The 20106-nt window shown below is 42.5% G+C and carries 20 protein-coding genes; 11 read left to right on the top strand and 9 right to left on the bottom strand.

Annotated features, from left to right (window positions below):
* Window positions 1–7: 7 nt before the first annotated feature.
* The 11 genes from B9Y81_RS14495 (at window position 8) to B9Y81_RS14440 (ending at window position 10301) form a co-directional block, all read left to right on the top strand.
* Window positions 8–826 carry a phosphate ABC transporter substrate-binding protein gene (locus tag B9Y81_RS14495; RefSeq protein WP_085537614.1) on the top strand — a complete coding sequence of 273 codons (819 nt, stop codon included), beginning with the start codon at window positions 8–10 and terminating at the stop codon, window positions 824–826.
* Window positions 827–1262: 436 nt separating this feature from the next.
* On the top strand, window positions 1263–1799 hold the full coding sequence (gene hpt / locus B9Y81_RS14485) for a hypoxanthine phosphoribosyltransferase (protein ID WP_085537612.1): 537 nt from the start codon (window positions 1263–1265) through the stop codon (window positions 1797–1799).
* Between the two features lie 24 nt (window positions 1800–1823).
* Window positions 1824–2393 carry an adenylate kinase gene (locus tag B9Y81_RS14480; RefSeq protein ID WP_085537611.1) on the top strand — a complete coding sequence of 190 codons (570 nt, stop codon included), beginning with the start codon at window positions 1824–1826 and terminating at the stop codon, window positions 2391–2393.
* A 14-nt stretch (window positions 2394–2407) separates the two neighbouring features.
* On the top strand, window positions 2408–3580 hold the full coding sequence (gene obgE / locus B9Y81_RS14475) for a GTPase ObgE (RefSeq protein WP_085537610.1): 1173 nt from the start codon (window positions 2408–2410) through the stop codon (window positions 3578–3580).
* A 7-nt stretch (window positions 3581–3587) separates the two neighbouring features.
* Window positions 3588–4385, top strand: coding sequence for a peptidoglycan editing factor PgeF (gene pgeF, locus B9Y81_RS14470; RefSeq protein WP_085537800.1), 798 nt, complete (start codon window positions 3588–3590; stop codon window positions 4383–4385).
* A complete protein-coding gene (locus tag B9Y81_RS14465) occupies window positions 4382–5047 on the top strand; it encodes a B3/B4 domain-containing protein (RefSeq protein WP_085537609.1) in 666 nt (221 codons plus the stop codon). Before pgeF ends, B9Y81_RS14465 begins: the two co-directional genes overlap by 4 nt.
* 128 nt (window positions 5048–5175) lie before the next feature.
* Window positions 5176–5376, top strand: a complete 201-nt coding sequence (locus B9Y81_RS14460) for a winged helix-turn-helix domain-containing protein (RefSeq protein WP_085537608.1) — start codon at window positions 5176–5178, stop codon at window positions 5374–5376.
* Window positions 5377–5530: 154 nt separating this feature from the next.
* Window positions 5531–5824 carry a hypothetical protein gene (locus B9Y81_RS14455; RefSeq protein WP_085537607.1) on the top strand — a complete coding sequence of 98 codons (294 nt, stop codon included), beginning with the start codon at window positions 5531–5533 and terminating at the stop codon, window positions 5822–5824.
* Between the two features lie 5 nt (window positions 5825–5829).
* On the top strand, window positions 5830–6129 hold the full coding sequence (locus B9Y81_RS14450) for a cell division protein ZapA (protein WP_085537606.1): 300 nt from the start codon (window positions 5830–5832) through the stop codon (window positions 6127–6129).
* Window positions 6130–6233: 104 nt separating this feature from the next.
* Entirely contained in the window at window positions 6234–7769 is a 1536-nt protein-coding gene (gene rny, locus B9Y81_RS14445; RefSeq protein WP_085537605.1) for a ribonuclease Y, read from the top strand.
* Window positions 7770–7874: 105 nt separating this feature from the next.
* Window positions 7875–10301 (top strand): glycoside hydrolase family 95 protein, encoded by a 2427-nt coding sequence (locus B9Y81_RS14440; RefSeq protein WP_085537799.1) that lies wholly within the window; start codon window positions 7875–7877, stop codon window positions 10299–10301.
* A gap of 16 nt (window positions 10302–10317) precedes the next feature.
* Here B9Y81_RS14440 and phoU read toward each other — a convergent pair whose 3' ends face one another.
* The 9 genes from phoU to B9Y81_RS14390 form a co-directional block, all read right to left on the bottom strand.
* Window positions 10318–10998, bottom strand: coding sequence for a phosphate signaling complex protein PhoU (gene phoU / locus B9Y81_RS14435; protein WP_085537604.1), 681 nt, complete (start codon window positions 10996–10998; stop codon window positions 10318–10320).
* A gap of 20 nt (window positions 10999–11018) precedes the next feature.
* Window positions 11019–11771 carry a phosphate ABC transporter ATP-binding protein PstB gene (pstB, locus tag B9Y81_RS14430; RefSeq protein ID WP_085537603.1) on the bottom strand — a complete coding sequence of 251 codons (753 nt, stop codon included), beginning with the start codon at window positions 11769–11771 and terminating at the stop codon, window positions 11019–11021.
* Between the two features lie 12 nt (window positions 11772–11783).
* Window positions 11784–12674, bottom strand: a complete 891-nt coding sequence (pstA, locus tag B9Y81_RS14425) for a phosphate ABC transporter permease PstA (RefSeq protein WP_085537602.1) — start codon at window positions 12672–12674, stop codon at window positions 11784–11786.
* 5 nt (window positions 12675–12679) lie between these two features.
* Window positions 12680–13879, bottom strand: a complete 1200-nt coding sequence (pstC, locus tag B9Y81_RS14420) for a phosphate ABC transporter permease subunit PstC (protein WP_085537601.1) — start codon at window positions 13877–13879, stop codon at window positions 12680–12682.
* 277 nt (window positions 13880–14156) lie between these two features.
* Entirely contained in the window at window positions 14157–15650 is a 1494-nt protein-coding gene (locus tag B9Y81_RS14415) for a butyryl-CoA:acetate CoA transferase (RefSeq protein WP_085537600.1), read from the bottom strand.
* Between the two features lie 127 nt (window positions 15651–15777).
* Complete coding sequence (locus tag B9Y81_RS14410; RefSeq protein ID WP_394335453.1) at window positions 15778–16098, bottom strand: DUF4249 family protein; 321 nt, start codon at window positions 16096–16098, stop codon at window positions 15778–15780.
* An 857-nt stretch (window positions 16099–16955) separates the two neighbouring features.
* Complete coding sequence (locus B9Y81_RS14400) at window positions 16956–18308, bottom strand: Ig-like domain-containing protein (protein ID WP_085537597.1); 1353 nt, start codon at window positions 18306–18308, stop codon at window positions 16956–16958.
* Window positions 18309–18687: 379 nt separating this feature from the next.
* Complete coding sequence (locus tag B9Y81_RS14395; protein ID WP_176221500.1) at window positions 18688–19218, bottom strand: threonine/serine exporter family protein; 531 nt, start codon at window positions 19216–19218, stop codon at window positions 18688–18690.
* Window positions 19219–19221: 3 nt separating this feature from the next.
* Window positions 19222–20028, bottom strand: coding sequence for a threonine/serine exporter family protein (locus B9Y81_RS14390; protein ID WP_085537596.1), 807 nt, complete (start codon window positions 20026–20028; stop codon window positions 19222–19224).
* Window positions 20029–20106 lie beyond the last annotated feature (78 nt).

Raw genomic sequence — 20106 nt, 5'->3', positions numbered from 1 at the left:
GTAAAAAATGAAGAAAATAATCTTTTTGGTCGTAATGATGTTAGGAATAGCTACGACGTCTGTGTTTGCTCAACGAATCAAAGGAAGCGATACGTGCCTCCCTCTGACGCAGAAGGAAGCCGAAAAGTATATGCAGAAAAACAAAGATGCCGAAATAACGGTAACCGGTGGCGGATCCGGGGTGGGTATTTCCGCATTAAGAGAAGGTACTACAGAAATAGCGATGAGTTCGCGCAAGATAAAATTCAATGAAAAAATAAAATTTCAGGAAGAAAAGAAAAAGATAAAGGAAGTAGTGATTGGCTATGACGCACTGGCCGTGGTTGTCCACCCGTCCAACAAGATAAACAAGCTTACCCGTGAACAGTTGGAAGGAATCTTTACCGGAAAAATCAAAAACTGGAAAGAAGTAGGCGGTGCCGATCTGAAGATAGTAGCCTACTCGCGCGAGACCTCTTCCGGAACGTATGAGTTTTTCAAAGAAAGCGTACTGAAAAATAAAAACTACATGAACGGCATTTTAAGCATGCCCGCTACCGGAGCAATTATTCAGAGTGTAGGTCAAACAAAAGGAGCCATCGGCTATGTTGGTCTGGCCTACCTGAACAAAGAAGTAAAAGCATTACACATTTCTTACGATGGGGGTAAAACGGCCATAGAGCCAACAATGGCCAACGCCACGAATCGCTCCTACCCGATTGTTCGTCCGCTGTTTTACTACTATGACGTAACAACGGAAGGATCCGTAAAACCATTTATCGACTATGTGCTTTCGGCCGAAGGGCAAGCCATGGTAAAAGAAGTGGGGTATATTCCTGTAAAATAAGAATCGAAGCCAATTGCCGGATAGCACATAAAATACAGCTATCCGGCAATTTACGTTTTATCCGGAGTTAATTAACATTTCAAATTCCGGCGTATGCCAAAGGCTATTTTTTACAATACTATATAGTTAAAAAGATATCCTTTATTTTTCCAAAAATATCCTTTATGTTTAAAAAAATAACCTTTATGTTTTTTTGCATATCTTATCTGCTGATAAACAGGCATTTACAAAACAAATAAAAAAAGGCAATCCAGCCCCGATTTTAACTTAAAATTGAACATACAGCCTTGGTTTTTACCCTGTATTAACGGCTTCTTGTTTCCGTATTTTGGTTTGCTGTGGGCGCATTCCCGATTGTCTTTTTTAAACAATCTCTTTGTTGCCGCTTCGCTGAAAAAAACGTAACTTTGCTGCTTCAATATTTTCATATAAGTAAATGGACAAAATCCGGTTAAGGGACAAAGAATTCAAACTTTTTATTCCCGAAAAAGAGATTCAGGAAGCTATCGCGAAGATGGCAGCGCGTATTAAGGAAGATATGGAAGGCAAGAACCCGCTTTTTGTAGGAGTACTGAACGGAGCATTTATGTTTGTGGCCGAACTCATGCGGCAGTTAAACGGTCCTTACCAGTTGACATTTGCCCGCTATTCGTCTTATCAGGGCACCAGCACAACGGGCAAGATACACGAAGTAATGCCCCTCACAAGCGACATAGAAGGGCGTGTTGTTGTTCTACTGGAAGACATTGTCGACTCCGGTTACACCATGCAGCACGTGATGAAAAAGCTGCGGAACGAAGGAGCCGCGGAGGTAAGGCTGGCAACCATGCTGCTTAAACCCGACGCGCTGAAATGTGACTTACGGCCCGACTATATCGGTATCGAAATTCCGAACGACTTTATTGTGGGCTACGGATTAGACTATGATGAAATGGGACGCGCTTATCGCGACATATATACAATTATAGAATAAGACAGAATAACAAACGAACAGAACATGTTGAATATCGTAATTTTCGGTGCTCCCGGTTCAGGAAAGGGAACACAAAGCGAGTTGATTATTAAAGAGTATGGGTTGGATCATATCTCGACCGGCGACGTTTTGCGCGCGGAGATTAAAGGAGAAACTGAATTAGGAAAAATAGCCTCCGGCTATATCGAAAAAGGACAACTGGTTCCGGACGAGCTGATCATCGACATCTTAGCGAAAGTGTTAGATTCGAAAAAAGGATCTAAAGGTGTTATTTTCGATGGTTTTCCACGCACTATTCCACAGGCTAAGGCTTTGAAAAAGATGTTGAACGAACGCAACACGGACGTATCAGTTATGTTGAACCTGCAGGTTGACGAAGAGGAACTAATAAACCGTTTGCTGGAACGCGGAAAAATTTCCGGCCGTTCAGACGACAACCTCGAAACGATCAAATCTCGCCTTGAAGTTTATCATAATCAAACCGCACCTTTAGCGGATTATTATATCGGAGAAGGAAAACACGTTGCCATCAAAGGAATGGGCACGGTGGAAGAAATCTTCGGACGCATTAAAGACGCGGTTAAAAACGTTTAAATAAAAGATATAAAATGGCTGAATCAAACTTTGTAGATTACGTAAAGATCTATTGTCGCTCCGGAAAAGGTGGGCGCGGATCTACGCATTTCCGACGGGAAAAATATATTCCGAAAGGAGGTCCCGACGGTGGCAACGGTGGTAGAGGAGGCCATATCTTTTTACGTGGCAACCGTAACTACTGGACCTTACTTCACCTAAAGTATGACCGCCATGTAATGGCGACAAACGGGGCTTCGGGAACCGGAAAAAGAAGTAGCGGGAAAGATGGTGAAGACCGCGTGATTGAAGTACCATGCGGCACGGTGGTTTTTGATGCCGAAACCGGCGAATTCATTTGCGATGTAACCTCAGACGGACAGGAAGTTATGCTGATGCAAGGCGGACGCGGAGGTTTAGGCAACTGGAATTTCAAAACATCGACCAATCAGGCTCCCCGTTATGCTCAACCCGGCGAACCGGCGCAAGAGCGAATGGTTATTATGCAATTAAAATTGCTGGCAGATGTTGGTCTTGTAGGTTTTCCCAACGCGGGCAAATCAACATTGCTGTCGGTTGTGTCTGCCGCCAAACCGAAGATAGCGAACTATCCGTTCACCACCTTAGAACCGAATCTGGGGATTGTAAGCTACCGCGACAACCGCTCATTTGTTATGGCAGATATTCCCGGAATTATTGAAGGCGCAAGCGAAGGTAAAGGGTTAGGACTTCGTTTTCTTCGCCACATCGAACGCAATTCGTTACTCCTGTTCATGGTTCCGGCAGATGCAGACAACATCGCAAAAGAATACGAGATATTGCACAATGAATTGGTTACCTACAACCCCGACCTGGTAGAGAAAAGACGCGTATTGGCGATTACAAAAAGCGATATGCTGGACGAAGAACTGGAAGAAGCCTTAAAGGCGGAACTGCCGGAAGGTGTTCCTTATGTCTTTATCTCCTCCATTACCAACAAGGGCATTGTCGAACTAAAGGATTTACTGTGGAAAGAACTGAATCAAGAGAACTTTCACGAGGTAGAGCGGATTGTTCATAAGAATTTGGACATATCGACGTTGGATTTGGATGACGACGACGGATTTGTAATTCCTGTAATGGAAGATGACGATGATGATTTCTCCGAGGAAGACTACGAAGAATACGATTGGGACGAGGTAGACGATGAAAACGATACGGAAAAATAACATTGAAATGTTACAATTTGAAGGCCTTGCCCGGGATTGTAACATTTTTCATTTCATCACAACGCGCCGGGGTGGCGTAAGCGAAGGCAATTACGCTTCGTTCAACCTGGGTGCTTATTGCGGCGACCAAAAGGAACACGTTACCGAGAACCGCAAACGCCTGTGCGATGCACTCGGCATCTCTCCTTCTTCCTTATTTGTGCCGCATCAGACACACGATACAAAAATTCGCGTAATCGACAAGGCTTTTCTTTCGGCAGACAAAGCGTTTCAAACAACTGAATTAGCAGGAATAGATGCGTTAATCACCACTGTTCCGGACATCTGCATTGCCGTTACTACGGCCGACTGTGTTCCTTTACTGCTTTACGATCCTAAAAAACAGGTTATAGCTACAGTACACGCGGGATGGCGCGGCACGGTAAACAGTATCGCCGTTAAAACGATCAAAGAGATGGTGCGCTTGTTCAATGTAGATCCGTCCGATTTATGCGTAGGTATAGGCCCGGCAATCGGTCAGAAGGCATTTGAAGTAGGCCGGGAAGTGGCCGACGCTTTTTCCTTAAACCAGGCAGACATCTCCGCAATATGTTGTTACAATAAAGCATCCGGCAAACCGCATATCGACCTTGCGGAAGCCAACCGCCAACAATTAATCCAATCCGGAGTAAACGCCCGGCAGATCAACGTATCGGGGATTTGCACACATACGATGAACAACGATTTCTATTCCGCGCGCCGATTAAGCATACATAGCGGTCGTTTTCTCACCGGAATTTTATTAGCCCCTCAACCAACACAATGAAAATAGAACTATCCAATGAAATAAAGACAGCCTGTCCGGATCTGCATGTACTCATCATCCGGGCACAAGTTAAAAACACCCCATACGACACGGAACTCTGGCAAGAAATCGCCCGGTTAGAACAACATATCCGTTCGGAAAACAAACTCGAAGGGATAAACAAAATTCCAACCATACAGGCAACAAGGCAAGCATACAAGAAACTCGGGAAAGACCCGAATCGCTATCGCCCCTCAGCAGAAGCATTACACCGGCGCATACACCGCGGACTTCCGCTTTACCAGATCAACACATTAGTCGATCTGATTAACCTCATCTCGATCAAAACAGGTTATTCCATCGGTGGATTCGACGCAAATAAAATAGAAGGCGATTTAGTGTTGGGCGTTGGTCGTGCCGACGAATTATATCAAGGCATTGGCCGCGGACAACTAAACATAGAAGGCCTGCCCGTATACCGGGATAAAATCGGCGGAATCGGAACCCCCACCAGCGATGAAGAAAGAACGAAAATAGAAATGAACACGGCTGATCTTCTGATGCTGGTCAATGCCTACTCAGGCATATCCGGATTAGAAGATACCGCAGCGTGGACTATCGAAGTTTTACAGAAATATGCCGCTGCCACACAAATTAGCTCAACAATAATCGCCTCTAAATAACCATTATAGTCCGATTTGAACCAATCTTTGGCGAATACTCGACATTTATGCTAAAAAACATACTTTTATTTTTGTTTTATTAAAATATTACTTAGTTTTGTGTCATATAATAACTCAAATTATAGAGTATGATTGAATTAATAGGTACAAATGCCGGACTAGTATGGCATGCCCTGAACGAAAAGGGAAAACTAAGCTTGAAAGAACTAAAGAAAGCTACTAAAATCAAATCTGACAAAGACCTTTATGCCTCATTTGGCTGGTTGTCAAAAGAAGGTAAATTAGGTTTTGAAGAAAACGAGGGGGAAATTCTGGTGTTTCTATTGTGAGAAGCAACCACGTAAAAAGAAGCAAGAAGCTGTTCAACTTTTCTATTGGACAGCTTTTTTTATATCCTTTCGTTTCGCTTCTCCACATTTATATATTGTAGATTGTTGCGAATTACAATCCAAAAGTTTACTTTTGTAAAGAATTTGGTAAGATATGACCGAAGATCACAAAAGATTAATGGCTGTATTTGAAGTTAGGCTTCATGATCTGATTTCAGTATGTGAGGAACGGATGCAAACTATTACGGAGCTTAACAAAGTTCTTGCCACGAAAGAGGAAGAGCTGGAACAGGCATTGCAGATGATCCAGGAATTGAATACCAGATACGATAACGTATTGACGGCAAAAGTAGTTTCGGCCGATGAAGGAGAACTAAAAAATGCGAAAATGCGTTTATCTAAATTAGTGCGGGAAGTAGATAAGTGCATTGCACTATTAAATGAATAGAAGCGATGGACGATGATAAATTTCTTATACATATAGAAATAGCAGAAAAAAGCTATGGTATCTGGATCAAGCGGGAGGAAGAACAGATTGTTCGTGAAGCCGCTAAAGCTATTCGTAATAAAATGCTTCAGTACCGTCAACGATATGCTAAATCCGATGTGGATGTAAAAGATTTGTTAGCCATGGTTGCTTTGCAATTGTCTATATATAATTTGCAATTAAAAGATAAAAACGATACAGTACCTTTTACTGATAAAATACAGGAATTGACCAATAAAATGGAAGCATTCTTAAAAGAACAGTAGTCAATTATCTTTTATATAAATTCCGCACTGCCTTGTGAGAGAAACCTCATAACGTGGTGCTTTTTTGTTTGTACTAAAGTTTGAATTTTAATAAATAAAGTAATATGGAAATGTATATAATCATATCGATAGTTGCTTTATTACTTGGCGGTATACTAACCTGGATTGGTATGCGCTTTATTCTTAAGTCAAGATACGAAGCTGTCTTAAGAGAAGCTGAAAAAGAATCAGAAGTAATAAAGAAGAATAAACTATTGGAGGTTAAGGAGAAATTCCTTCACCTGAAAGCAGATCTCGAAAAACAAGTGTCTGCTCGTAATTCTAAAATCCAGTCTGTTGAAACAAAATTAAAACAAAGAGAATTAACGCTGAATCAAAGACAGGACGAATTGCAACGTAAAAACACGGAGATCGACACTGTTAAAGAAAATTTAGCCGTACAGTTGGATCTTGTGGACAAGAAAAAAGCGGAATTAGAGAAGCTACATCAAAAACAAGTAGAACAATTAGAGACTCTCTCCGGATTGTCTGCCGAAGAAGCGAAGGAACGCTTAGTGGAATCACTGAAAGACGAAGCAAAATCTAATGCATCGGCCTACATCAGCGAAATCATCGAAGAAGCGAAGATGACGGCAAATAAGGAAGCTAAAAAAATAGTGATCCAGTCTATTCAACGTGTGGCCACGGAAACAGCAATTGAAAACTCAATCACCGTATTTCACATTGAATCGGATGAAATCAAAGGACGTATCATCGGACGTGAGGGTAGGAATATCCGCGCGCTGGAAGCAGCTACAGGAATTGAAATCGTAGTAGACGATACGCCTGAAGCAATTATTCTTTCCGGATTTGACCCCGTACGTCGTGAAATAGCACGTTTAGCATTGCACCAGTTAGTGCAAGACGGACGTATACACCCCGCGCGTATCGAAGAAGTTGTTACTAAGGTAAAGAAACAAATAGAGGAAGAGGTGATCGAAACCGGAAAACGTACGGTAATCGACTTAGGTGTTCATGGACTTCATCCGGAATTGATCCGTATGGTCGGAAAAATGAAATACCGTTCTTCTTATGGTCAGAACTTATTGCAACATGCCCGTGAAACAGCTAATCTTTGTGCTGTAATGGCATCTGAGTTAGGTCTGAATCCAAAAAAGGCAAAAAGAGCCGGTTTATTGCATGACATAGGCAAGGTGCCCGATGATGAACCGGAATTGCCACACGCGATCTTAGGAATGAAGCTTTGCGAAAAATATAAAGAGAAACCGGACATCTGCAACGCAGTAGGTTCTCACCACGACGAGGTTGAGATGCAAACATTGCTTGCTCCTATCGTTCAGGTGTGTGATGCCATTTCTGGTGCTCGTCCGGGTGCTCGTCGAGAAATCGTAGAAGCCTACATCAAACGTTTAAATGATCTGGAACAATTGGCACTTTCTTATCCGGGTGTTGTTAAGACTTATGCTATTCAGGCAGGTCGCGAATTACGTGTAATAGTAGGAGCCGACAAGATCGACGACAAAGACACGGAGAATCTGTCAAATGAAATCGCGAAAAAGATTCAGGACGAAATGACTTATCCGGGACAAGTTAAGATCACGGTTATACGTGAAACTCGTTCAGTAAGTTACGCGAAGTAAAGCTACAGAACACAACTATAAATGCCCCAAACAATCAAGTTGGATTTGTTTGGGGCTTCTTTTTTTAGTTATCTTTGCTTCGCAGCTTTTATAAATCCTCGTGCGATGAAAAAATTATACCCTTTATTTTTTTTGTTACTAATTACGCTATCTGCCTGTACAAACACAGACATTACCATTGAAAAGACACAAGCTTATTTCTTTGACCGTCCGGCAAGAATATGGGAGGAATCTTTTCCGTTAGGAAATGGAAGAATCGGAATGACTCCCGACGGAGGAACAACACAAGAAACGATTGTTCTTAATGAAATATCCCTGTGGTCCGGTAGCAAACAGGATGCAGATAATCCACAGGCTTCATGGTATCTGCCTCGTATACGCCAGCTGCTGTTTGAGGGACGTAATGACGAAGCACAGGAGTTAATGTACAACACATTTGTTTGTAAGGGCGAAGGCAGTGCTTTGGGAAATGGAGCGAATGCGCCTTACGGAAGCTATCAGTTATTGGGTAATCTGAATATTACGTATCATCACTCCGACAACACAGATAAAATAGAGGACTATTACCGTAATCTAAGCTTAAACAATGCGATTTCTACCGTAAGCTACAAACAAGGAAATACGCGTTATACAAGGGAAAGTTTTACTTCTTTCAATTCCGACTTAGGAGTTGTTTATCTTACGGCAGATATTGATCGGATGCTGCACTTTTCCTTAAAAATGGACAGACCGGAGCACTATAGCGTTTCGGTTGATGGCAACGACCTGATCATGCAAGGACAGTTAAACAACGGCACAGACGGCAACGGCATGCGATATATCTCTCGTGTACGGGTTTTACTGCCGAAAGGAGGGGAACTTGCGGCTATTGACAGCACGCTCACCATTAAGAATGCTTCCGAAGCTATTGTTTTAGTAAGCATGGCTACAGATTATTTTGGGCAAGATATTGAATCAGAAACCTTTTCACAACTTAGTCAGGTTACAAGGAAAAGTTATGCTGATATGAAAAGAGAACATATTGAGGCTTACCAAAAACTATACGGACGCGTAGACCTGAATCTGGGATCGAGTGATCGGGAGAAACTACCGATGGATAAACGGTTGGCGTTGTTTGCAAAAGAAGGAAACGACCCGGCGTTGGCTGCTCTTTATTTTCAGTTCGGTCGTTATCTGCTAATCTCTTCAACCCGCGAGAACGGTTTACCGCCAAACTTGCAGGGGCTTTGGGCAAACACAATCAACACACCTTGGAACGGAGATTATCACCTGAACATAAATCTGCAAATGAATTTATGGCCGGCGGAGGTCACCAATCTTTCGGAACTGCATTTACCACTGATCGACTGGACTTTAAAACAACTTCCAAGTGGTGAACGTACAGCTAAAGCTTTTTATAACGCACGCGGTTGGGTAACTCATATTCTTGGAAACGTATGGGAGTTTACCGCGCCCGGCGAGCATCCATCTTGGGGAGCAACCAATACGTCAGCAGCCTGGCTGTGCCAGCATTTATTCCAACACTATCTCTTTACAAAAGACAAGGCTTATCTTGAGCAGGTTTATCCGGCCATGAAAGGAGCCTCGCTATTCTTTGTTGATATGTTGGTACAGGATCCGCGCAGTAAGTATTTAGTTACAGCCCCGACAACATCACCCGAAAACGCCTATCGAATGCCTTCCGGTCAGGTGGTACATGTTTGTGCCGGCTCTACAATGGACAATCAAATTATACGCGAATTGTTTACAAACACAATTGATGCAGCACACATACTCGGAATTGATTCCGCTTTTTCGTCAGAGTTAACCGCCAAGCGTTCCAGACTGATGCCGACTACCATCGGAGAAGACGGACGTATTATGGAATGGCTCGAAGCGTTTGAAGAAGCCGAACCTACACACCGCCATGTATCCCACTTGTACGGACTTTACCCCGGTGACGAAATAAGCATGGAGAATACCCCGGCTTTAGCTGAAGCCGCACGCAAGTCTCTCGAAGTACGTGGAGACAAAAGTACCGGATGGTCCATGGCTTGGAAAATGAACTTCTGGGCAAGACTGTATGACGGTGATCACGCCTATAAATTATTATCCGATCTGCTATTACCCTGCATTCCCGAAGGAGAAACAGAAGCCAAACGCAGCGGAACTTTCCCCAACCTCTTTTGCGCGCATCCTCCATTTCAGATAGATGGCAACTTCGGGGGTAGTGCCGGTATTGCCGAAATGCTTATACAAAGCCATACCAACAGAATTAAATTCCTCCCTGCCTTACCGACAGCCTGGCCGGACGGAAGCTTCAACGGATTAAAAGTACGTGGAGGTGGAGAAGTTTCGGCCAAATGGAAACAAGGAAAACTAATCGAAGCCGGACTCAAGGCTACGATTCCGGGAACATTCAACATCGAAATTCCGGCAGAGTCCACAGGGCTAAGTATCCTTATCAATAAAAAACCCGCATCTCTTCCGGTAATAGATGGTATCATTACCTTGGATATGCGGGCAGAAGATAGCGTTCTGCTTAAATTCTGAAGATACTGATCTTTACTTAAGCTTTCGGATCGGCTTTGCCTATATGTTTCATCACTTTGGCATCCAGATAGAAAATAAGCTCTTCGGCGATATTTGTACAATGGTCGCCGAAGCGTTCCATTTTACGAATTACTCCCGCCATATATAACCCGATCAATGCACTACCGGGATGAGTTTCTATATAATTAGCGATAATTTTAGTAGAGGCAACATTGATTTCGTCTACAAGATTATCTTTCAGAAAAATGCGGGAGGCAATTTCCGAATCTTCCTTTTCAAAAGCTTCTTGTGCAAGCGAAAGCATTTCCAATAATTCGTCGAGCATTATTTGTACCCGGGTTTCTTTTATCAAGTCCGGATCAACGGGTTCGCCCTCCGGCAGGTTGCCTGCAAAGCGAGCAATGCTTTCGGCAAAATCACCTAACCGTTCGAGGTTGGTATTGATCTTGTACATGGCAAGAACGAAGCGAAGGTCAATTGCCACAGGTGCATACAGGGCAATAATATCCTCACAATCGCTGTCTATCTTCAACTCAAAAGCGTTCACACGTCTTTCACGGCTGATTACTTTATAGGCCAGTTCTTTGTCTCCGCTAAGCATAGCCTCACCTGCATTGAAAAGCTGCTGACGAACGAGCGACCACATTTCGCTCACATTGTTTTTTAGTGATCTTATTTCCTGATCGATGACTTTCATAGGATTCCTTTCTTTATTAATTACCCAAATCTTCCTGTAATATAATTTTGAGTGCTTTCTTTCTCCGGATTGGTGAATATCTTTCTCGTATCACCGTATTCAATCAATTCGCCAAGGTAAAAATAACCGGTTTTATCACTCACGCGCGCAGCCTGCTGCATGTTGTGCGTCACGATTACAATCGTATATTGCTGCTTGAGTTGGTGAATCAAGTCTTCAATCTTGCCGGTCGAGATCGGATCAAGCGCGGAAGTAGGTTCGTCCATCAACAAAATTGACGGAGAAATAGCCAACGCGCGGGCAATACAAAGACGCTGCTGCTGTCCGCCGGAAAGGGCAAATGCTGATTCTTTCAATTTATCTTTTACCTCATCCCACAGCACAACCTTTTTAAGCGTATCCACTACTGTTTCTTCAATAAACGACTGGTCTTTCACGCCATTTACACGAAGTCCGTAAGCCACATTTTCAAAAATCGATTTAGGAAAAGGATTCGGCTTTTGAAAAACCATGCCTACATTCTTACGCAGGCGATCAACATTTTCGTTTTTGTCGTATATATCCCTTTCGTCAATGTAGATTTTACCGTCAAGTCGTGTTCCCGGTATCAAATCATTCATTCGGTTAAAGAGACGGAGAAAAGTAGATTTCCCACAACCAGACGGTCCGATAAACGCAACCGAGGTGTTTGCCGAAATCTGCATCGAAATGTTCTTCAACGCATGAAAGTCTCCATAATAGAAATCTACGTTTTGTGTGTCTATTTTATACATAGCTGATTGACATTAATTCATTTTTACTTTTTTAGCGAAGTAGGTACGTAACGCGTTAGCCAGCAAATTAACAATTAAAACAATGCTAACCAACACAAGGGCCGTGCCATACGCCATTCCACGTGACGCTTCAATATCTGTTCCACTCGTGGAGATAACATACAGGTGGTAAGGCAGCGCCATTACCTGATCAAAAATACTATCCGGCAATTGAGGCAAGAAGTAGGCCGCTACGGTAAACAGGATCGGGGCAGTTTCTCCGGAAATACGGCCGATAGATAAGATAAGCCCGGTGATAATATTCGGGAAAGCCATAGGAAGCACTACCCGGCGGATGGTTTGCAGCTTCGTTGCCCCCAATGCCAAACTACCGTGCCGGAAACTATTGTCTACACTCTTCAGCGCTTCTTCCGTGGTGCGAATCACAAGCGGCAGCGAAAGTAAAGCCAACGTTAATGATCCGGCAATGATTGAATCGCCAAATCCCATGGTGTTCACAAACAAAGCCATACCGAACAGCCCGAAAACAACAGACGGAACACCGCTCAGGTTGTTCGTCATGATCCGGATAAAGCGGATCAGTTTTCCATTCGTAGCATATTCATTCATATAAATTCCGCTCATAATGCCGATCGGAAAACTAATCAGGCTACTGCCCAACACGAGGTAGAGCGTACCCACGATAGCCGGGAAGATACCTCCGGCGGTCATTCCATCTTCGGGCGCCTTGGTCAAAAAATCCCAACTGATTACTCCCGCGCCTTTTATGATTATGAAGCCAAGAATTGTGAAAAGAATGGCTACGACCAGATAGCTGAGGAAGGTGAAAAATCCAAACACAGCACGTTCGGTAAGACGTTTCCGGCTATCTATCTTTTTTTCTTTTTGTTCTGAGATTATCATTGTATTTATATCTTTCGTTTAGATGAAATATACTCGACCGTAAAGCTGAGCAATAAGGTAATTACAAACAACACCGCACCGAGCAGGAATAACGATTGGTAATGTGCACCTCCCGCAGGAGCTTCGCCCAACTCAGCAGCAATAGTAGCGGGGATGGTACGCACCGGTTCAAAGAATGAAGTCGGGATAATCGCCGCGTTTCCGGTAACCATCAATACAGCCATTGTTTCACCGATGGCACGACCTATTCCTAACACAATGGCCGAGGTAATGCCGGATATTGAATACGGGATAATTACTTTATAGATCGTTTGCCATTTCGAAGCTCCGAGTGCCAGGCTTGCCTCTTTCATAGCCGAAGGAGTCGTACGCATGGCATCTTCGGCCACGGTGATGATCGTGGGCAAAGCCATAATTCCCAGCACTACACTTCCGGCAAAAGCCGTCTCTCCCACCGGGAGATTCAGTACTTTCTGAATTAACGGCACAATTACAACCAAGCCAAAGAAACCAAACACAACCGAAGGAATACCGGCCAGCAGTTCGATAACCGGCTTCAGGAAATCACGTGTTCGTTTGCTGGCTATTTCGGCCAGATAGATAGCGACCGCCAAACCAAACGGCAGGGAAAGCAGGATGGCGCCAAAGCTAACCAACAAGGTTCCAAGCAATAAGGGAAGCAGCCCGAAAATCGGAGCCGGTGTAGAGGTAGGATACCATTCCGTTCCTCCAAAAAAATCGCCTAAAGAGATTTTATCATCAGCCAGCACCCTACCCTGAAAATCTTTCGCCACATATTGCGCCGGAAAGAAAGCAATAATGCCCGGCTCTTTCGATACCAATTCACTTATTTTATCGGGCACGTATTGAAATTCATCGCCCAGTTCTTCTTCAGCATAATAGTTTGTCAGGTCTGAAAAACGAAACACCAGAATATCCTGGTCAATGCCCGGCTCACTTTCGCTTACATCGTTCCAGTTCGTTATCTCGGAATCAAAAATATCCATGATTTTTTCAGCGGAAAGATGCTTCACAGGGTTATCCTTATGAACGGCAACAACGTAACCATCTTCTACAACCGGACTGTTGAATAATCCGCCGGCTTCTTTAAAAAGGAATAATATGATAAGAAGGATTGCCAGACTGCTCACGCTACCGCTGATCAGAAATCCTCCCTCCACTATTTTTTCTATAAATTTTCTCACGTCTTTAGCCTTTAATTTCTGTTACAAAAGACGTGCATTTATATTAAGAACGTGTTAAACGAATTTGAAGTAGAGATTACGTTTTAGTTACAAAAATATTACATAAAAAAAGAGCCTTGTGGAACCCCGTCTGGAGGGCCTACAAGGCACATAAAAAGATAAAGGATATTTTTCGAAAAATATCCTTTATCTTTTTAAAGACATAGTAATGTCTTTTTTTTACCTGATTTTCGCGTTCACAGGCGAATGCTTTTTAAGCGTTATTTGGGATGTGTTTTTATTTGTAAGTTTCCCAATTTACATTCCGCATATCGCCGCTGTTTACAAGTTCCTGGTGGAAAGCAAAACAACATTTAAGATTTTGAGGAGTGTGTCCTTTAATTCCCATTTCAAGGTATTCGTTGAGCAGAGGTTTGTAATCCGGATGCACACAATTATCAATAATACAACGCGCGCGTTGAATAGGAGATTTTCCTCTCAAGTCTGCCACACCATATTCGGTGATCATGATCTTAACCGAATGTTCGCTGTGATCCAGGTGAGACACCATAGGCACAAAAGCACTGATCTTGCCACCTTTGGCCGTAGAAGGCGTCGTAAAGATAGACAGCATGGCGGCGCGGGTAAAGTCTCCCGATCCTCCGATACCATTCATCATACGTGTACCTGTAACATGGGTTGAGTTAATATTACCAAAGATATCTGCCTCAAGCGCGGTATTGATCGTTACCAAACCTAAACGACGCGCCACCTCCGGATTATTGGAAATTTCCTGCGGACGAAGCAGAATCTTATCTTTAAAGAAAGCCAGATCGGCGTAAATTTCTTTCATTACCTCGTTACTAACTGTCAACGAGCAACCACTGGCAAATTTCACACGTCCGCTTTTCATCAATGAGATAACGGCGTCTTGAATTACTTCCGTATAAACATTAAACGCAGGAATCTCCGGATTTTCGCCCATGCAACCCAATACAGCATTGGCCACATTCCCTACGCCACTCTGAAGTGGAACAAACTCTTTCGGCAAGCGTCCGTTTTTAATTTCTTGCACAAGGAAGTTCGCCACATTTTTTCCGATTGCCATCGTAGTTTCATCAAGCGGAGAAAATTCGCCACCTTCATTTTCAAGGTTCGTTTCAACCACACCCACGATTTTTTTCGGGTCTACCTTTACATAAGCCGTTCCAATCCGATCGGAAGGACTATAAATTGGAATTTCACGACGGTAAGGAGGGTCTGCCGGTTCGTAAATGTCATGCATTCCACGAATTTCTTTCGGGTGGAAAGCATTCAGCTCAACAATAATTTTGTCGGCCAATCCGCAAAGAGTCGGTGCGATACCCACACCGGCAGTCAAAATAATCTCTCCGTCTTCGGTTACATCGGCTGCTTCCACAATAACGGCGTTAATTTTTCCCAGATAACCATAACGCAGTGTTTGCGCCAATTCAGACAAGTGCATGTCAAAATAATGAGCATCATGCCCATTAAGAGCCAACCGCATATCTTTATTGGACTGGTAAGGTGTACGGAATTTAACCGCGTTCGCGCGTGCCAACTCACCGTCGATCTTATCTCCGGTAGAAGCACCTGTACATACTCCGATTTTAAAAGGGTTTCCTTTTTCGTGTTCTTCTTTTGCTCTTTTGGCAATTGCTGCGGGCACTACTTTCGGGCAGCCTGCCGCGGTAAATCCACTAAACCCGACTGTATCGTCATGATTAATGAACGAAGCCGCTTCTTCTGCAGTAATAAATTTTAAAGCCATGATATTATTAGTTATGTTCTTATGTGTTATCCTAATAGAGTAAAACCTCACATTCACTACAAATGTACATAAAATAGGTATATCCACCGATAACCCCACACAATAAAAAGGACTTTGCGATACTTTCTTAATACAATATGTCCATCACGCTAACCCGTTCGATAGTTTGACTTGTACGATTACTTATGCCAACAATGCCAACACCTCCATTAACATTGGATGGAAATCGTACCGGTGGATTAAAGGCTTCGTCGTAATCGTCCGAGTCATAAATATTTAATGCCCGCAGATAATAATACTCAGCCTCACACAAACTGAATAAGTTTACTTGCACATCTAAACTTAGCCGTTTTATATCCATGTCCGGCAGATAGTAATAATAGGGTATTAAAAAAGCGGAAACAGTCATGGTATAGGTTCCGTTAATACGGGAGTAACTCTTTGGTATCCTGACACGAAATGGCGAGCTGTCTTATATACTCTAATTTTTCATCACCCGACGATTGCTGAACCTTTATAAGTAGTGAATCGCGCTTTTCAACCTGAGACTTTATTCCTGAAATAGTAAAACAGCATAGTGAAACAATAATTAAGCATCTGATCCTTTGCATATCTTGAGAACTAAACATTTCCCTTTTCATTGCAAATAACTTAAAAGAAATAGCTACACACTGTTAAGAATCAGATGGAAACACTAAATTACGTGGTATTGCTAAAACAGGAATCTTATTTGCGGAGGTAAGAACTTTTTTGCATCAACGGGAGTACTTTCTGCATTAAGTTAACACGCCTGTCGCCTGCATCTAATATCTTCGCCAAACCATTTGGACTGTTTTTTTATTTCTCTATTGTACAAGATATACTTTATTGACAAATTTTATTTGATAAAGAAAAAATGAAAATTAAAATGAAACTATCAGCTCTTCCATCCTCGTTTGTTATTTTTTCATGTAGCAAAATAAATTTTGAATTGCCTCCGCCACCCAACGAGGAGGATGCTTGCAAACAATGGGAAGAGGATGCTAACAACGAAAAATTGACCGAACAAAACCCAAATCATAAATGTCAGAATCAATAAACATATGAATTATTTGAGATCCGTTTTAAACATTATTCCATTTTTTATCACTATGTTCTTTTTCCTCTAACCATTACTCTCCTTTTTCCTATTTATAATAGGAATGGTTGTTAAAGAACTAGTCTATCTGCAAAAGTTTTTAAACAAAAAGAATGAGGGTGTGCTTCAGACGAAGCACACCCTCTATCCGTTTTCTATCTTATGCGGAAAAAACTGATAGGATGGAATTATTTTACAATTACCTTTCGAATCGTTTGGTTTCCTATTTGCAGGATATATATACCTTTAGGCAAATAAAACGAAGCCTCGGTTACTGCCGTCGCTTGTTTAACCAATTGTCCCATTAAATTAAATACCCGAACGGCTTGCGGGGTTTCTGCACGAACGTAAACCGCGCCATTTGCAGCGTAAATCACGATAGGGTTATTTTCTACTTCTACATTAGAAACAGGCGTGTCATGGTTGCTCCAAGGCACAGATACGGTTCCGCCAAATGGCGTTCCGGTAGCACCTGCGGGTAGCGTAGTGGTAAAGTTATAGGAATATGCGCCTTCGCCTACAGGAAGATTGCTCCAGGTGATGACTCCGTTTTCAAAAACACCTTCGTCCGAAGGCGTAACAAGAATATCATCAATAGGCAACACCTCAAGTTTGAGTTCGCTATTATCGGTTTCCTGCTTTTCCACCTGTAACTGTTGCCCTCCAGCTTCCAGCTTCGTTAGTTTTGTGTTTTCGCTGAGATCAATACTACTTAAACCGCAATTCGAAATATTCAGTGTCTTCAAATCGGGCAATAAGCTGATAAAGTCATAAGATTCGAGCTGCTTACATCCGCTAATGTTCAAAGCGGTCAGTGGGTTTGTAAAACCACTTTGTGTGAGTATCAGCTTTTTAATTTTAGGGTTCTTGCTCAAATCAAGCGATGTAAGCTGATTGCCCTGACATTCCAACAAGGTCAATTCCGAACAGTCGGAAAGATCTATACTTGTAAGCGTACCTCTTTTCGTGAAAGCCAATTCTTTTAGTGAGTAACAACCCGTCACGTCAAGAGAGGCCAACTTATTATAGGTAATATACAGGTGTGTTAGTTTCGCTTTGTTTGCCACATCGAGGGTTGTAAACTCATTCGTGTTGGCCGAAAAGCGTTGTATATTATCACAACCTTCAATATTGATCGACGTAATCTTGTTCACACAAAGATAGATCGCTTTAAGATTGGTGCAACCTTTCAAATTTGCTTCCGTAAAGTTGTTGTTTCGAAGTGAGACCATTGAAAGTTTCGTACAACCTTCGAAATCAACTATCCCGGTAAGGTTCTTGTACATCGCGTCGATTTCCACTAAGCGATCATCACTCCACCATAAATATTCTTTTAGACCGGACACCCAGTTGCTTCCGTCTTTTGCTAATTTTTCGGGTGCCTCATCCCATAGAAGATCGATATTCCTAACACCATCGGCTGTCTGTTCCACAAATGCTTTCAACTTCGATAAGTCGTGCTCATTGTACGTTTGGGCATTAAGCGTAAATCCGGAGAGTAAAAATAAGGCACTAAACAAGGAGTAAAAATTTGATTTCATTCGTATTCGTTTAAATTTTATACAAAAGATGATAAAATACAATAGACTGTGTATAAAGGAAAAAACAAAAATACGAATTAAGATTTAATTATACCCCTGAACCGGCACAAAAAGAGTCAAATGGTTTTCACCGTTGGTCGTTTTTTTATGTTGTTCCGGCCACGGATCAGTATAAAAAAATCAGCCTGAAATCAGTGAGTTTTTTTTGCATTACTATCTATTTAAAAAGATATCCTTTATTTTTAAAAAGATATCCTTTATTTTTCGAAAAATAACCTTTATGTTTTTACGATAGCCTAATGCGCTGATTTTAAGCCATATAAAAAACGGTAAAAATGCAGTAAAAAAGCCCTGATTTTAGGTTCAAAAAACGGGAAAATTAAGACTTATGTTTAAAGAAAAACAAACTCGGCAGATTCAGTTTTATTTCGCGGGCGGTTTTTTTACGAAACAGCAACGACCCGATTGTAATTCCGATGGACAGGGTAAACAATAGAGATATCGTAATTACAAAATACTGTGCTGTTTGCGATACTAAAGCGGGATCTTGCACTGTAATATCAGCACCTGCCATTTTAATAAACCCAAGCATCGTATGGTAAGCGTACATGCCCGGTATCATCGTTATGCAAGCAGGCATAGTAAACACTACGGGGGGCGTATCTACTTTACGGGCAAAAGCAATGCCCAGAAAACCAATAAACACCGTTCCGGCCAGGGTAGCCAGCACAAGCGGTGCGCCAACGGCTTCCAACATAAGAAAACGAATGCTATGCCCCAATCCGCCCAACAGGGCGGCTACATAAAGAACTTGCCGAGGTGTATTAAAGAGAATCCCCCACCCTATGGCAATTAAACCACCCATCAGGATGTCGAACAAAGTAGCTAATATCAGGCTTTCAGGTAGCATCGGCTAAAATTTATTGATTCCAAACAACAATATACTGATCGACATCCCCACGGCAATGCAGAGTAAAATAAAAGCGCCAAATACACCACGCGCAATTGCCGACGGAATATAGCCTTCTATCAGGTCGATAATACAATTGGTCAACGGCACACCGGGTACAAGATATAACACAGCCGTAGCTAATGCGCGATCCGGGGCTAAACTTTCTCCCCAAACCGGATGAAACGCCCCGATCACATTCAATCCGGTGATCAGTGAAGTTACGAACGCGGCCACAATAAAGGAAATCATCGGGTTATATTTATGCCTGATGATTTCAAGCCGTACCAGCATTCCGGCAATAGAAGCAGCAAAAGCAACAACAGCATCACGCCAATCGCCGCCGGCAACTACACAAAGGCATGCGCACGACACCCCGATAGCAACCAGCAGAACATATTTCGGATAAGCTCTTTTGTTTTTAATCTGGGTAAACAACTCAGCGGCGTCGTTGACTGAAATTTTATTTTCTTGCACCAACCAGGAGAGTTGACTGATTTCATTAATCGCGGTGAAGTTTACGCCATGTGCCGGCGAACGTTTATAAATTGTGACAGGCATTTCCGGATATTCGTCATAACAAGCCGTTACCAAAATACCGGTATACGAAAAATGCATATGAATATTAACACCCCATGTATTTACAATCCGGTTAACATTACGGCTGATACGCCCGCAATGAGCACCGCATGCCAGTAAAAACGTGCCAACATCAACCGCAAGGGTGGCAATATGATCGAGTCTTTTATATTCAGGAGATGTATAATCCATAATCTATAGTAAATCTCATGCGAAGGTATTAATTTTTGCGTTTAAGTAGGCTTTTCCCTTAATAAGAAAGGATTATAC

It is taken from the genome of Massilibacteroides vaginae (assembly GCF_900178525.1).
GTDB classification, from domain to species: Bacteria; Bacteroidota; Bacteroidia; order Bacteroidales; family Tannerellaceae; genus Massilibacteroides; species Massilibacteroides vaginae.
The sequence above is the reverse complement of the archived record's forward strand: the minus strand, read 5'-3'. Positions and strand labels throughout refer to the sequence as shown.